General features: G+C 35.3%; 14 protein-coding genes. 13 read left to right on the forward strand and 1 reads right to left on the reverse strand.

Annotated features, from left to right (window positions below):
- Window positions 1-56: 56 nt before the first annotated feature.
- The 9 genes from Q5794_RS05860 to galU all read left to right on the forward strand — a co-directional run bounded on the left by Q5794_RS05860 (window position 57) and on the right by galU (window position 9933).
- On the forward strand, window positions 57-1115 hold the full coding sequence (locus tag Q5794_RS05860) for a glycosyltransferase family 4 protein (protein WP_374988833.1): 1059 nt from the start codon (window positions 57-59) through the stop codon (window positions 1113-1115).
- Between the two features lie 39 nt (window positions 1116-1154).
- A complete protein-coding gene (locus tag Q5794_RS05865; RefSeq protein ID WP_374988834.1) occupies window positions 1155-2225 on the forward strand; it encodes a glycosyltransferase family 4 protein in 1071 nt (356 codons plus the stop codon).
- 16 nt (window positions 2226-2241) lie between these two features.
- Window positions 2242-3627: a sugar phosphate nucleotidyltransferase gene (locus Q5794_RS05870; RefSeq protein WP_374988835.1), complete on the forward strand. Its 1386-nt coding sequence runs from the start codon at window positions 2242-2244 to the stop codon at window positions 3625-3627.
- Window positions 3628-3727: 100 nt separating this feature from the next.
- Window positions 3728-4735, forward strand: a complete 1008-nt coding sequence (gene manA / locus Q5794_RS05875; protein WP_261591088.1) for a mannose-6-phosphate isomerase, class I — start codon at window positions 3728-3730, stop codon at window positions 4733-4735.
- Window positions 4695-6443, forward strand: a complete 1749-nt coding sequence (locus tag Q5794_RS05880) for a phospho-sugar mutase (RefSeq protein ID WP_374988836.1) — start codon at window positions 4695-4697, stop codon at window positions 6441-6443. Before manA ends, Q5794_RS05880 begins: the two co-directional genes overlap by 41 nt.
- 120 nt (window positions 6444-6563) lie before the next feature.
- On the forward strand, window positions 6564-7322 hold the full coding sequence (locus Q5794_RS05885) for a YveK family protein (protein WP_374988837.1): 759 nt from the start codon (window positions 6564-6566) through the stop codon (window positions 7320-7322).
- Window positions 7312-8025: a CpsD/CapB family tyrosine-protein kinase gene (locus Q5794_RS05890; protein WP_374988838.1), complete on the forward strand. Its 714-nt coding sequence runs from the start codon at window positions 7312-7314 to the stop codon at window positions 8023-8025. Before Q5794_RS05885 ends, Q5794_RS05890 begins: the two co-directional genes overlap by 11 nt.
- 212 nt (window positions 8026-8237) lie before the next feature.
- On the forward strand, window positions 8238-9005 hold the full coding sequence (locus Q5794_RS05895; RefSeq protein WP_374988839.1) for a tyrosine-protein phosphatase: 768 nt from the start codon (window positions 8238-8240) through the stop codon (window positions 9003-9005).
- 46 nt (window positions 9006-9051) lie between these two features.
- On the forward strand, window positions 9052-9933 hold the full coding sequence (gene galU / locus Q5794_RS05900; RefSeq protein ID WP_374988840.1) for a UTP--glucose-1-phosphate uridylyltransferase GalU: 882 nt from the start codon (window positions 9052-9054) through the stop codon (window positions 9931-9933).
- A gap of 51 nt (window positions 9934-9984) precedes the next feature.
- Here the strand turns inward: galU and Q5794_RS05905 are convergent, their stop codons facing one another.
- Entirely contained in the window at window positions 9985-10935 is a 951-nt protein-coding gene (locus Q5794_RS05905) for a LytR family transcriptional regulator (RefSeq protein WP_374988841.1), read from the reverse strand.
- Between the two features lie 196 nt (window positions 10936-11131).
- Here Q5794_RS05905 and Q5794_RS05910 point away from each other — a divergent pair, with 196 nt between their 5' ends.
- The 4 genes from Q5794_RS05910 to Q5794_RS05925 all read left to right on the forward strand — a co-directional run bounded on the left by Q5794_RS05910 (window position 11132) and on the right by Q5794_RS05925 (window position 14961).
- Window positions 11132-11920, forward strand: coding sequence for an SGNH/GDSL hydrolase family protein (locus Q5794_RS05910; RefSeq protein WP_374988842.1), 789 nt, complete (start codon window positions 11132-11134; stop codon window positions 11918-11920).
- 249 nt (window positions 11921-12169) lie between these two features.
- On the forward strand, window positions 12170-12898 hold the full coding sequence (locus Q5794_RS05915) for a CpsB/CapC family capsule biosynthesis tyrosine phosphatase (RefSeq protein ID WP_374988843.1): 729 nt from the start codon (window positions 12170-12172) through the stop codon (window positions 12896-12898).
- Between the two features lie 251 nt (window positions 12899-13149).
- Window positions 13150-13458, forward strand: coding sequence for a hypothetical protein (locus tag Q5794_RS05920; protein WP_374988844.1), 309 nt, complete (start codon window positions 13150-13152; stop codon window positions 13456-13458).
- Window positions 13459-14313: 855 nt separating this feature from the next.
- Window positions 14314-14961 (forward strand): sugar transferase, encoded by a 648-nt coding sequence (locus Q5794_RS05925; protein ID WP_374988845.1) that lies wholly within the window; start codon window positions 14314-14316, stop codon window positions 14959-14961.
- Window positions 14962-15039 lie beyond the last annotated feature (78 nt).

Genomic DNA, 15039 nt, shown 5'->3' on the forward strand with positions numbered 1-15039 from the left:
TTCAAAGCTTCCCTTTCCTATTAGGAATAAATTTTAATGAATATAAGGAGAATATTATGGATGTATATATAAATGGACGCTTTTTGACTCAGCGCGTAACAGGTGTGCAACGGTTTGCGTGGGAAATCATCCAGCGCTTAGACAAACAAAAAGACGTTCAGTTCACGATTTTAGTTCCCCCTAATTATGAGGGGGAGCATTCGCTTCAAAACATTAAAATCAAATCAATTGGTCAATCTACAGGACATAAATGGGAGCAGTTAGAGCTACCGGTTTATGTAAAAGCAAAGCCTTTAATTAATTTTTGTAATACGGGTCCTATTTTGAAAAAAAATCAAATTGTTGTGATTCATGACACGGCTGTCTATGCTTCACCGCAAGGCTTTTCAAAAGCTTTTAGAGTATGGTACAAAACAATGTTCACGTTCTTCAAGCTTAGGTCGAAAAAAGTATTAACTATTTCTCAATTTTCAAAAGAGGAATTAATAAAATATCTAAAAATTAGCTCAAAGAAATTAGAGTTAATTTCTGAGGGCAAAGAACATTTTGATTCTATTAAAGAAGATCATTCAATCCTTAAGAAATTTGATTTGAAGCCCCAGAAATACATTCTGGCTGTGAGCAGTATGAATCCAAACAAAAATTTCAAAGCGCTAGTCGATGCTACCGAGTATCTGCAAGACGAAGATTTTCAGATTGTTATAGCTGGCGGAACGGATTTAAAAGTTTTTAATAAAATTGACATTGAAAATGAAAATATTAAGCAAGTTGGATATGTAACAGACGAAGATTTAAAAGGTCTGTATATGAATGCAGGCTGTTTTGTATTTCCGTCCGTTTATGAAGGATTTGGATTACCTCCTTTGGAAGCAATGTCTACAGGATGTCCTGTACTTGTGTCCAATGTCGGCCCGATGCCTGAAGTATCTGGTGAAGCTGCTATTTACTTTAATCCGAACGATTCACAAGAACTTGCAGATAAAATTAGATATGTCATGAATAGTGATGATGTAAAGCAAGAGCTAAAAGTAAAAGGTTTAAAACAAGCTGAAAAATTTTCTTGGCAAACAGCAGCTAATCAGCTGATTGGATATACAAAGTCGCTGGATGCATAAAAAGGCAAAGGTCTTTTTATGAAAGGAGATTTATCCCCTATGAAAGTAATGCATGTAGGTGAATACGTAAAAGGCGGAGTAGCCACTTATGTAAAGGAAGTTATTGATTACCAGAAACACTGCGAAGATATTGAAGAAATCTATCTTGTTGCAAGTGACACAAATTCTGATAAAGATTTTGATCTTCCCTCTGAACACCTGTTTTTTTATAAATATGAACGTAATTTGAAGAGTGTTGCAAGTGCGGTTAAACAAATAGAAAAAGTAATCGATCAAGTACAGCCTGATGTCGTACATGTTCACAGTACGTTTGCAGGAGTGTTTGTAAGGTTTCCTTTATTTTTTAGAAGAAAGAAATATAAAGTTGTTTATTGTTCACATGGGTGGGCTTTCTTGATGGAGTTATCTTCCTTAAAGAAAAAGGTATTTACGTTTGTTGAAAAGGTACTGTCTACAAAGACAGATAAAATCATCAATATTTCGCAAAACGAACAAAAGAAATCTCTTGAATTAGGGTTTACTGATAATAAATTAGCGCTCATTAACAATGGGATCAATACAACTGTACGTGATGGAAATCCAAACCTCAAAATCGATAAGGAAAAAATAAACCTCTTGTTTGTAGGGAGATTTGACCGACAAAAGGGACTGGATATCTTAATTGAGTTTTTTACAGGCTATAAAAATAAAGATATCCAGCTATATATTATTGGTGATAGTGTGCTGAAAAATAGTGCAATTGAAATCCCTGAAAATGTGATAAGCGTTGGCTGGGTAGATAATAATCAACTAGATTCATATTATGAGTTATTTGATGCGGTGATTATTCCTTCCAGATGGGAAGGTTTTGGATTAGTTGCCGTGGAAGCAATGAAAAACGCAAAGCCAATCATAGTAAGTGATCGAGGAGCGTTACCTGATTTAGTTGGAAATGATAATGGTTATATTTTTTCGCTTAATCAGTTAAGTACATTGGAACAAATCTTGAACTCACTTAATAAAGCTGAGTTGCGACGTAAAGGTCTAAATGGTTATGACTATTTTATAGACAACTTTACTAGCGAAATAATGAATAAAAAAATTATTGATGTATACAAACAAATAATTTAATAAGGTGGGCATAAATTTGAATTTAGTACTTTTATCAGGTGGGTCTGGTAAGCGCCTATGGCCGCTGTCAAATGATGCGCGTTCAAAGCAATTTCTAAAAGTATTAGAAGATAAAAATCAGTTGCTTGAATCAATGGTTCAAAGAGTATGGAATCAGCTGAAGAATGTTGGACTCGCTGAATCCTCAGTCATTGCGACAAGCAAATCTCAGGTTGATATGATTCACAGTCAGTTATCGAATGAAGCTGACCTGATTGTAGAACCTATGCGCCGAGATACATTTCCGGCTATTGCTCTTGCTGCTTCTTATATATACAGCGTTAAAAAAGCTTCATTAGACGAAGTAGTAGCTATTCTCCCAGTAGATCCGTATGTAGATGATGCTTTTTTTAATAGAGTAAAAGAATTAGAAAGAGTTGTGCAAGAGAGTGAAGCACAGCTGGCCCTTATTGGTGTTACCCCTACATATCCTTCATCTAAATATGGATATATTGTTCCTGCAGAAGAAAAGGAAGAAAGTAAAGCGGATTACCTTTCAGTTAACCGATTTACAGAAAAGCCGAGTGAAGCGGCAGCCGCTGATTTAATTAAGCATAACGCTTTGTGGAATTGCGGAGTATTTGCTTTCAAACTAGAATATGTGATCTCTATTCTTGAGGCTAAGGGCTGGCCAACTGATTATGAAAAGTTGCTGAAACAATATAGTACTCTTCCTAAGATTAGCTTTGATTACGAAGTAGTAGAAAAAACAAAAGACATTGTGGTTCTTCCATATGACGGCTATTGGAAAGACTTAGGAACTTGGAATACATTAACGGAAGAAATGGGCACAGTCAAAATTGGTAAAGGTGTTATCAGTGAAGACAGCGAAGGAGTTCATTTAATTAACGAGCTAGATATCCCTGTCACAGTACTTGGAGCTTCTAACCTGGTAGTAGCTGTAAGTCCTGACGGCATTCTTGTATCGGATAAAGAATCCAGTCCTCGTATTAAAGAGTTAGTAGGTGAGTTTGACAATCGCCCTATGTACGAAGAACGTCGATGGGGATGGTATCGCGTATTAGACTATACAAAGCTTGAGGAAGAAAAAGAAGTTTTAACAAAAAGAATTGGCGTAGCAGCAGGCAAGAATTTAAGCTATCAGCTGCATGATTATAGGGACGAAGTATGGACAATCATTAAAGGGGAAGGGGAACTAGTTTTAAATGACCGCTTGCAAATGGTAAAGCCGGGGGATGTAATAAAAATAGCAGCAGGAGAGAAGCATGCAATTAAAGCAATCTCGGATATGGAATTCATTGAAGTGCAAACTGGTTCTCAATTAATCGAAGAAGACATTGTTCGACTATATATGGAATGGGACGCTATTCAGGAGCATGTATTAAGTGTAAAAGAAGTGTAGGAGCAAAAGCAAAAAGGAGTAGCTTCATCTACTCTTTTTTGTTTGGTATTTTTGCAGCTAAAAACGTTATATAAGTAATAATAGAGGAGATGTACAATCATTGAAACAACCTATTTTTTTACGACCATCATTTCAAGAGAGGATCTGGGGTGGAAATCAGCTAAATAAAAAGTACGGATATACCATTCCATCCTCGAGAACGGGAGAGTGCTGGGCAATTTCTGCTCACCCACATGGTCAAAGTGTTGTAGCATCTGGGAAGTTTGCTGAAAAAAGCTTAGGAGAACTATGGGAAGAACATCCAGATTTATTTGGTAATTTTGAAAGCGATCGTTTTCCTTTGTTAACTAAAATTCTAGATGCAAATGATGATTTATCTGTTCAAGTTCATCCGGATGATGAGTATGCCAATAAGTTTGAAAATGGTGAACTGGGCAAGACAGAATGCTGGTATATTGTTGACTGCGATGAAGATGCAGATATGATTTTTGGACATCATGCGCAGTCCAAAGAAGAATTTGTTCAGTTGGTGGAAGATGGTAATTGGGAAGGTCTTCTGCAACGAGTCAAAATTAAGCCAGGTGATTTTTTCTACGTTCCAAGCGGTACGATTCACGCTTTGTGTAAAGGAACGCTTGTACTAGAAACTCAGCAAAGTTCAGACACTACATATCGCGTGTACGACTATGATCGCCGAGGACAAGATGGTAAGCTTCGAGAGCTTCATTTAGATAAAGCAATTGATGTTACTACTGTTCCTCATACTGCAGCTAAAATTGAGCCGGCTATCGCTAAAACAGCTGGGGGAAGCATTACAACATTCGTGGAAGAAGATTATTTCACTCTATATAAATGGGACATTACTAACTCCTTATCACTGACTCAGGAACGCTACTTTACACTAGTAAGTGTGATTAATGGTGAAGGTAAAATAATTTCAGAAGATAAAGAATACTCAATTAAATATGGTGATCACTTTATTATTCCACATGAAATGCATTCATTTACAATTGAAGGACAGGTACAATTAATTGCTTCACAACCAAATAGTAAAGGAGGTCATCAACGTGAGATGGCAAGTACAGCTAGACAAATGGCTAATGTTTGATGATTTGAATGAAGAATTAAAAAAAGAGTTACTTTTAATGGAAAAAAATGAAAAAACAGCAGAAGATGCATTTTATAAAAACCTAGAATTTGGCACAGGCGGAATGAGAGGAGAGCTTGGACCTGGTACAAATCGTTTAAACATTTATATGGTTCGTAAAGCTACCAAAGGCCTGGCTTCTTATATTGAGGAAAATGGAGATAGTGCAAAGACACGAGGAGTTGTAGTAGCTTACGACTCTCGTCACAAATCACCTGAATTTGCATTAGAAGTAGCAAAAGTATTAGGGCACCATGGAATTAAAACGTATATTTTTGAAGAGTTGCGTCCTACGCCTGAGCTGTCTTTTGCCGTTCGTTATCTAAATGCATTTGCAGGCATCGTGATTACAGCCAGTCATAACCCTCCAGAATATAACGGATATAAAGTGTACGGAGAAGATGGAGGACAGCTTCCGCCTGCTGCTGCAGATACTATTATTTCTTATGTAAATGCAGTGGAAAACGAGTTATTGATACCAGTAAAAGCAGAACAAGAACTTCTTGCTAGTGAATTATTGACGTATATTGGCGACGAAGTTGATGCAGCTTATACGGAACAATTGAAAACAATTCAGTTGAATCGTGAAGTTGTAGAGCAAGCGGGAAAAGATTTGAAAATTGTTTTTACACCTCTACATGGTACTGCCAATAAGCCTGTTCGTGACGGATTAAAAGCATTTGGTTTTACAAATGTTACGGTTGTAAAGGAACAAGAGCTTCCGGACCCTAACTTCTCAACCGTTAAATCGCCTAACCCTGAAGAGCATGCAGCTTTCGAATTAGCTATTCAATATGGCAAAGAAATTGATGCTGATATTCTAATGGGAACAGATCCAGATGCTGATCGCTTAGGTGTGGCAGTAAAGAATGAAAATGGTGAATATGTAGTACTTACAGGAAACCAAATGGGTGCTTTAATGCTTCACTATTTGTTAACACAAAAGCAAAAACAAAACATTCTTCCAGCAAATGGAGTGGTGGTCAAAACCATTGTAACATCTGAAATTGGCCGTGCTATTGCTACTAGCTTTGAATTAGAAACAATTGATACATTAACAGGTTTTAAATTTATTGGTGAAAAAATTAATGAATTTGAACAGACAAAAGAGTATCAATTCCAATTTGGCTACGAAGAAAGCTATGGATATTTAATCGGGGACTTTGTCCGTGATAAAGATGCTGTCCAGTCAGCAGTTTTTGCAGCTGAAGTTGCAGCATATTATAAAGCACAAGGAAAATCATTGTATGAAGGTTTAGTAGAAATCTTTGAGACATATGGATTTTATAAAGAATCCCTGCAGTCTTTAACATTAAAAGGAAAAGATGGTTCAGAACAGATTGCTAGTATTTTAACTGAGTTTCGTCTTAACCCTCCAACACAAGTTGCTAATTTAAAAGTAATTACTGTTGAGGATTATCTTATTAGTAAAAGAACAAACATGGTAAATCAAGCTGCTGAAGCCATTCAGCTGCCAAAGTCAAATGTACTTAAATACCATTTGGAAGATGGCTCTTGGTTTACCATTCGCCCTTCTGGGACGGAGCCAAAAGCAAAGTTCTATTTCGGTGTAAAGAAAGATTCTTTAAAAGAAAGTGAAAAAGCTCTAAAAATATTAGAAGAAAAAGTAATGGAAAGTGTAAACAATCTTTTATCGACACCGATATAAAAGAAACAAGTAGTAAAATAATGACTATATTGACGAAAGCATATAGTAATTGTATATTTTGTCAAGTATAATGAAAGGTATGTCTATGTTACTACAAGCTATTACGTTCGGAGGTCAATCATGGAAGAAACAATTAGTTTGCGAGATTTGTTTCAAGTATTGCGTAAGCGTTTATGGCTTATTGCATTAATAGCAATTATCGCAGCAACCATTAGTGCAGTTATTAGCTTTTTTGTATTAACACCCGTATATCAAACAAGCACACAAATCCTTGTGAATCAGGCTAAGTCAGAGCAGCAATTGTACGAGGTAGGAGCCGTGCAAACGAATGTACAATTAATTAATACGTACAATGATATTATTAAGAGTCCTGCTATTTTAGATACAGTTATTGAAAAACTAAAATTAGATAGCTCAGCTAAATCTTTAAGTGGGCAAATTCAAGTAACTAGCGCTGAAAATTCGCAGGTTGCTCTAATTACCGTTCAAGATACAAATGCAAAGCGTGCAACGGAAATTGCTAATACAACAGCATCTGTTTTTCAACAAAAAGTTCCTAAGATTATGAATATGAACATTGATAATGTGAGTATTCTATCCAAGGCAGATCTTGCAGCGAGTAAAAATCCTGTTAAACCCCAGCCTGTCTTAAATATTGCAATTGCGTTGGTGGTAGGTTTAGTGGTAGGTATCGGATTATCGTTCTTATTGGAATACTTAGATAATACGGTTAAAACAGAGCAAGATATTGAAAATATTCTAGAGCTTCCAGTAATGGGCGTCATTACAAATATTAAGGATGTACCTAAGGCAACAAACGTACAGCGTCCTGATGTGAAAGCGCGCGTACCGCAAAGAGGTGAGACATTTGGCTCGTAAAGGAAAAGAAAATAAAAATGATAAAATGCTGACATTAAAGCGAAGGCTTCTGGCGCATAACAGCCCGAAAGATCCGATTGCTGAACAGTATCGTACAATTCGTACAAATATTCAATTTTCAGGTGTGGATCAGGATATTAAATCATTGCTTCTAACTTCAAGTGGAACAGCTGAAGGCAAATCAACAACGGCTTCAAATTTAGCAGCTGTTTATGCTCAGCAGAGCTTAAAGGTATTATTAGTAGATGCGGATTTACGCAAGCCAACTGCTCATTACACATTTCGTCTAGAAAACCACAGTGGTCTTACAAACGTTCTAACAAGACAGTCTAGTTTGGGACAAGCGGTCCAAGAGACGGAAGTTAGTAACCTTTATGTGTTAACAAGTGGGCCCGTTCCACCAAATCCGTCTGAGCTTCTTGCCTCTTCTCAAATGAAAGAGCTGTTGAAAGAAATGAAGCAGCAGTTTGATATGATTATTTTTGATACGCCGCCTATTTTAGCAGTTGCGGACGCTCAAATTTTAGCCAATCAAGTAGATGCTTCTATTTTAGTGGTAAGCAGTGGAAAAACAGAAAAAGAAGCGGCTGTAAAAGCAAAAGAATTGTTAGTTCATGCAAAGTCAAAGCTGCTTGGTGCAGTTTTCAACAATCGTAAGGTAGACAGTGGAAGCTACTACTATTATTATTATGGAAGTAATTAATTATTCTGTTATGCTTTAGATTTTGCTTATATGTAACAAGACCTCGAAACTTTAATAGTTTCGAGGTTTTGTTTATATATGAATCTAGCAAATGAAATTTTTAGAATATGAAAAATTTAACAAAAAACACATAGAAATAAAGAAAAAAATACGCAACTATAACACTACTTTAATTAGGTCTTAAGATAGGGTGTTGGAAAGGAGGATAATAGATGATTGATTTACATTGTCACATTCTACCGGGTATAGATGATGGCGCCTTAAACGAAGAAATTAGTTTGAAAATGGCCCAAAAAGCCGTTTCAGAAGGTATTCATACAATCGTAGCTACACCTCATCATCAGAATGGGCGCTACCTTAATGAGAAGAAAGATATCGTACAATACGTACAGAAATTAAATGAGCTATTGAAGCAGGAAAAGCTTCCACTAACAATTTTACCTGGACAGGAAATACGGCTTTACGGTGAGCTTCTTGATGATTATCAAGAAGGGAAAATTTTGACGTTAAATGATACAGGGAAATATTTATTTATAGAATTTCCATCGAGTCAGGTGCCGCATTATGCAGAGCAATTGTTGTTTGAAGTTCAATCAAAAGGGCTGATTCCAATTATTGTGCATCCTGAAAGAAATAGCCGTTTGCTCGAGGAGCCCGATCTGCTGTATAAATTTATAACGAACGGAGCGCTTGCTCAAGTAACAGCTGGAAGCGTGACGGGGCGTTTTGGGAAAAAAATTAAAAAGTTTTCTCATCAGTTAATCCAAGCAAATCTCGTGCACTTTGTATCCTCTGATGCCCATAATCTTGAAGGCCGCTCGTTTTATATGAGAGAAGCTTTAGAAGTCATACAAAGGGAGCATGGACAGGATACAGTATATTCGTTTCTAGAAAATGCTCAGTATGTGATACAGGGGCAAATGTGCTACAAAGAGCCCCCAGAGATGGTGAAAAAGAAAAAGTTTTTAGGCATTTTTTAAAGTGCTTTATTTATACTAAACTACGTATTAAAAAGGAGAAATGAACATGCAAAAAGTTAAAAAGGCCATTATTCCAGCAGCAGGATTAGGAACTCGTTTTTTACCAGCAACAAAAGCTATGCCAAAAGAAATGCTTCCAATCGTGGATAAACCAACGATTCAATATATTATCGAAGAGGCAATTGAATCAGGAATTGAAGATATTATTATTGTAACGGGTAAAGGCAAGCGTGCGATTGAAGATCATTTTGACAATGCACCTGAGCTAGAGCAAAACTTAGCTGAAAAAGGAAAATTTGAGCTGCTAGAGAAAGTTCGTCAATCTTCAAACGTAGAAATTCACTACATTCGCCAAAAAGATCCAAAAGGATTAGGACATGCAGTTTGGTGTGCGCGTAACTTTATTGGCAACGAGCCTTTTGCTGTATTACTAGGAGATGATATTGTACAAGCAGAGACGCCAGGATTACGTCAGTTGATGGATGAGTATGAACAAACGTTATCATCTGTTATTGGTGTTCAAACTGTTGCTGATAATGAAACGCATCGCTATGGTATTATTGATCCAACTTCAAGTAAGGGCCGCCGTTACCAGGTTAATTCGTTTGTTGAAAAGCCAGCGCCAGGGACTGCTCCTTCTAATCTAGCAATTATGGGCCGCTATGTGTTTACATCGGAAATCTTTAAGTTCTTAGAAGAGCAGGAAGTAGGAGCGGGCGGTGAAATTCAATTAACAGATGCGATTCAAAAGCTAAATGAAATTCAACGCGTATTTGCCTACGATTTTGAAGGAAAACGTTATGACGTAGGGGAAAAGTTAGGCTTTATTCAAACATCTTTAGAATTTGCTCTTCAGCACGAAGATCTACGTGAAAATCTTCTTGTATTTATGGAAGAGTTGCTGAAGCAAGAAAAAGTGCGTGTATAACACTCATTTTCAATAAAAAAAGTGATGAAGTTTCCTTCATCACTTTTTTTATTAGTTAATATTCAAATGCTGTTTTAACTTGCTTGAGAGCGCTTCGCGCGTAGCATCTGATACGGTATAGTAGTAAATGCCATTGATTTTTTCACCTTTACCATCTACTTGCAGCTGCTCTACATTATGACGTGCATCCTTGTAATTAGATTGAATTTGTTTCATATCATCAAATGTAAGGTTTGTTCTAACATTTGTTCCAATTGTGTCTAAGATTGTACCATAATTAGCAAGAGATTGAACACTTGCTCCTTCTTCAATAACTCCTTCAATAATTTGACGCTGACGCATTTGACGTCCAAAGTCTCCTCGAGGATCTTGTTTACGCATACGTGAGTAAGCAAGAGCTTCTTTTCCATTAAGCGTAAGGTTTCCTTTTTTAAAGCTGTATCCGTCATAATTAAAGTTCAGGTCGTTGTTAACCGTAACTCCTCCAACCGCATCTACGATGTCTTTAAAGCTTTCCATATTAACCTGGACGTAATAATCTACAGGCACGTCTAAGAATTTTTCTACCGTATTAACAGCCATATCTACGCCTCCAAATGCATAGGCGTGGTTAATTTTATCGGTAGTTCCTTTTCCTACAATTTCTGTACGCGTATCACGAGGAATACTAACCATTTTCATCGATTGATCTTTTGGATTCACCGTCATTAAGATTAACGAATCTGAACGGCCGCGATCTCCAGCGCGCTGATCTACTCCTAGAAGCAGAATAGAGATGGGATCTCGGTTACTAAATGAGACTTTTTCCGAGCGTTTTTCTGAAACATCACGGTTTAACGGCTCGTGCGTTTGTGTAAAAGTCTTTTCAACCGAATGCCAAATGCTGTAGGCATAAGCTCCTACTCCAAGAATTAGTACTAAAATAATGGCCATTGTAATTTTTAAAGCGCGTCTTTTCTTCGGTTTTCTTCTTTTACGTCGTCGAGTTTGAGGCTCTGTCATAATCAGTTTCTCTTCCTTTGCTTAATATATTGATAAAACAAATGAACTACTTATGTACTTCATTAATTCTTATCTGTTTTTTATACATAACAGCAAGTCTACAAAAATATGACATATTGACTTATTTTTATCCACTTATTCTCAAATTATATTATAATAAAAGCAAAAAAGAAAGATATAGTAGAGGAGACAATTTATGAAAATAGGGGTCAATATTCTAGCGTTACTTTTGCTTATAGCATCTTTAGTAGCAGGAAAAATGTATTGGAATCATCAGGCTTCCGAACAGTCAGCATTAAGACCAACGAAAATAGAAGATTCACGTTACACAGAAGGTCAAGACGTTTCGTGGAAGCAATATGCGCAAAACCTTCCTAAATCGGTAACAGAAAAAATAGAGCAAGCTGAAAAAGCACAAAAACCTATCAAGCTAGTAATTGTAGGCTCTGCTCCTAAAGAGAAGGTAGATAAGACCTGGGGAGCTTTGCTGAAGGAAAACTTACAAAGTACATACGGTGAAGATTTGATAACTACACAAATATATGAGTATACAGATATGACAACGCTGGAATTTGTAAAAAATGAAGCTTACAAACAAATCTTAAATGAAAAACCGGACGTTTTGTTGTTTGAGCCGTTTCTGTTAAATGATAACGGAGTAGTAGGAATTAATAATACGCTAGAAAATATTACTGTAATTATGAGCCGTTTAAAAAAGCATAATAGTGAACTCGTTACGATTCTACAGCCATCAGCACCTGTATATAAAGCAGAAAATTATCCAAATGATGTAAAGGCATTAGAGAAATTTTCTAAAGAAAATGGATACGAGTATCTTGATCATTGGAATGCATGGCCTGACTACCGTTCTAAAGATATTTTAACATTTTTAGCGAAAACTCCTGGTCAGCCTAATGCCGATGGAGAAAAACTATGGGCAAACTATTTGGAAACGTATTTTACTAATTCATCATCAGAGTTATAAGAACAAGCAGGTTACCTCTTCGGCTAATCTGTTTGGATTTTTATAGATATAATGAACTAAAAATGATGATATTGTGCATCTTAAGACGGAAATATAGTTTTTAATACTCTAAACATGTACATAAGAAGGTGTTTTTCTGTATGTGGAAAAGCTCATTCGGCGTATATGCTATAATATAATTTATGGAATATTACCCACAAATTGAGACATAGAAAGAGGAGACAAACAAATGATTGACTTACATACATTTTGCCGGAGATGGAAAATGGACCTAAGAGTCAAGGTGAACTTTTGCAGATGGCAGATACATTGGTGAAGCACGGAATAACAAAAGTTATTGCGACGCCTAAATATAAAGAACTTGCTTCAAGCTGTACATCAGCGGTAGACCTTGCAAATAAGTATCTACGAAAAGCCTCACTTTCATTAACCATCTTACCAGGGCAAAAAGTAACTGCCTCCAATCATATGACTTTGTTTCATCAGAATTTCTATAGGATGACTATAAATGTAAATGAAAAATATATTTTTTTGGAAACTCCACAGTATATGGAAAATAAAGTTATGGAAAATATTTCATATGAGCTGCAGTTAAAGGGAGTTGTGCCTGTTTTAAATGAACCTGAATGCCATTCGTTATTTATAGGTAATCCGGCGAATTTATACACGCTTGTAAAAAATGGGGCAGTCGTTCAGCTATCTTCACAAAGTATGTTAGGAGGCAACGGCAGTAAAGCTAAAAGAGCAGCCTATCAATTCATTTATCACGGACTAGCACATGTTATTGCATCAGGTGTAAATCGTGAAAACTATCAGCAGTACGGGCTGCAAAAAGCTTATTCAGCAGTTTCTAAAAAATACGGCAACAGCAAGCTTTATCATTTCATGGAAAATGCTGAAGCCATTGCAAGCGGGAAGGCTGTCTATAAACAAGAGCCTGAACACATCAAAAAAACAAAATTCCTAGGAATCTTTTAAACTTTCCTTTTATACCCTGATTAACATTCGTTTAATTAGGAGAGGGATCAGTTGTGAAAGACTTAGTTATTCAATATTGGTATGCTTTAGCGGATTTACGTAAGAAGGATAAGAAGTTAAAAAACGTCACATTAGTAATGTTGAGCAGTTAGCCACTCTTATTGATGATATACCAGCTATTAAATCAGAGCGAAGTTTATACAGTAGCATGATAACAGATATGTTTTTTGAAATTGATTGGATGGGGATCTATGAGAGGTGCAGAAAATCTTGTTGCTTATCAACACGAAATTAGCATAGATCCAAACTGCTTTTTACATATGCAAAGTATAGAAGTTGAAAGTGGGACTGATAAAGAGATTCAAATTCTTGAAGACAAGGTATTAGACTTGCTTTGGTTTTTGACTAAAATAGAAAAAACGGTATGTATGATGGCGAATGGATACGGCTATAGTGTAGAAGAAATCGCGGAGTATACAAAGATGGCAAGCGGAACAATTAAGAGCATATTGGACAGATCTGAAAAAAACAGGAAAAATTTAAAAAGTGAGGATTTTTAAGCTTAAAATGTTTCATTTCGTATACATTTTGTAACCCCAAAATCACCTATATATATAAACTAGTTTTTCAATAACTGATTCCCTCAACAGACAAGGTTAAACAAAGCGCTTCGCTATTTGTAGTGAAGCGCTTTGTTATTTGTTGGAATAAGCCCAGACAAAGATTCCCATAATATAATAAGCAACATAACTAGCGTAATTATATAATTAGCCCTTATTCAAAAGTAATTGTCGAAGCATTAAATTTACATTATCTGTGTTTAGTTTTCTCAATACTGCAGCATCTCTTTTCTTATAGTAGTATTTACTGCTAGTGAGAGATCTGTATAAATGAACATTTATAAGGGTCAACGGTTTATATACTTTACGTACTGAATAAGCAATAGGCATACAATTCCTCCATCAAATATTTTATTGTATAATATTACATTTTTAATATTAAATGGTTAATAGGTAGGAAGTTCTGTTAATTTATGATAAATTATGCTAAATTAAACTGATTTTCTTGTTATATGTGGTTGTTATAGTCTTTTTTATTCATAATATTTACATAAATGTGAGAAAAATAGTTTATTTAACAGCAAAATAAATATGAAAAAATTTTTTTCGTTGAAACCAATGGTGTACAAACATCAATAACGGCTTTTTCCCACGCTAAGAAATTTTTATTTCTAAGTTTGTCAGTTGAAGAGCAGATAGTTCATTGTGATAAATATTACAAAAAATTAATTTATTTTTCATAATTAGATCAGCAGACTTGTTTTTTTATCCTTTAAATACTAAAAAAAAGGTATTTAGTCTATTTTTGTAGAATTTATTACCTCTTATACCAATAATAAATGAGGGGGCTTTATATTGAAGTTTGAACGAGGAGCAAGTAGATTAATTGACATTATCTTAGCAATAACATTCATTATTATTTTGTTACCTATAATGCTAATTATTTTTTTATTAATTAAATTGGATTCAAGAGGACCAGTGTTATTTAAACAGCAAAGAATAGGAAAGGATGGAGAGGCCTTTCTAATTTTAAAATTTAGAACTATGATAATTAATTCTGAACAGAAATTGAAAGAAAATCCTGTTTTATATAGAAAGTACATAGAAAACAGTTATAAGTTAGATCCTTCAGAAGATCCTAGAATTACAAAATTGGGGGAGTTTTTAAGAAAGACTAGCTTAGATGAAATTCCTCAATTTTTAAATGTTTTAATAGGTGACATGTCTATTGTAGGACCTCGTCCTGTTTTATTGGATGAGTTAAAAGAATACGGAAATAAGAGAGAAATATTTTTGTCTGTTAAACCTGGTATAACTGGATATTGGCAAGTTAGTGGTCGTAGTAATATAGGATATCCAGAACGTGTTAATTTAGAATTATATTATATTGAGCGAAAAAATATTCTTTTTGACATTTCCATAATAGGAAAAACTTTTATAAGTGTATTGAAAAAAAGGGAGCTTATTAAATTTAAAATAAAGCACGAAAGGATACATTGCTAGATAGCTAATAGTGTATCTTTTTTATTGTGTAAAAAGAGGTATTTACTTGCTTAATATTTTTTCTATACGCATGCTCTA

This window comes from Priestia megaterium (genome assembly GCF_041941685.1).
Taxonomy (GTDB): domain Bacteria; phylum Bacillota; class Bacilli; order Bacillales; family Bacillaceae_H; genus Priestia; species Priestia megaterium_C.

Coding starts and splice junctions, on each gene's coding strand:
- Q5794_RS05905 (WP_374988841.1), bottom strand. CDS start 10,935: ATGACAGAGCCTCAAACTCGACGACGTAAAAGAAGAAAACCGAAGAAA.
- Q5794_RS05910 (WP_374988842.1), top strand. CDS start 11,132: ATGAAAATAGGGGTCAATATTCTAGCGTTACTTTTGCTTATAGCATCT.
- Q5794_RS05885 (WP_374988837.1), top strand. CDS start 6,564: ATGGAAGAAACAATTAGTTTGCGAGATTTGTTTCAAGTATTGCGTAAG.
- Q5794_RS05895 (WP_374988839.1), top strand. CDS start 8,238: ATGATTGATTTACATTGTCACATTCTACCGGGTATAGATGATGGCGCC.
- Q5794_RS05920 (WP_374988844.1), top strand. CDS start 13,150: ATGAGAGGTGCAGAAAATCTTGTTGCTTATCAACACGAAATTAGCATA.
- galU (WP_374988840.1), top strand. CDS start 9,052: ATGCAAAAAGTTAAAAAGGCCATTATTCCAGCAGCAGGATTAGGAACT.
- Q5794_RS05865 (WP_374988834.1), top strand. CDS start 1,155: ATGAAAGTAATGCATGTAGGTGAATACGTAAAAGGCGGAGTAGCCACT.
- Q5794_RS05860 (WP_374988833.1), top strand. CDS start 57: ATGGATGTATATATAAATGGACGCTTTTTGACTCAGCGCGTAACAGGT.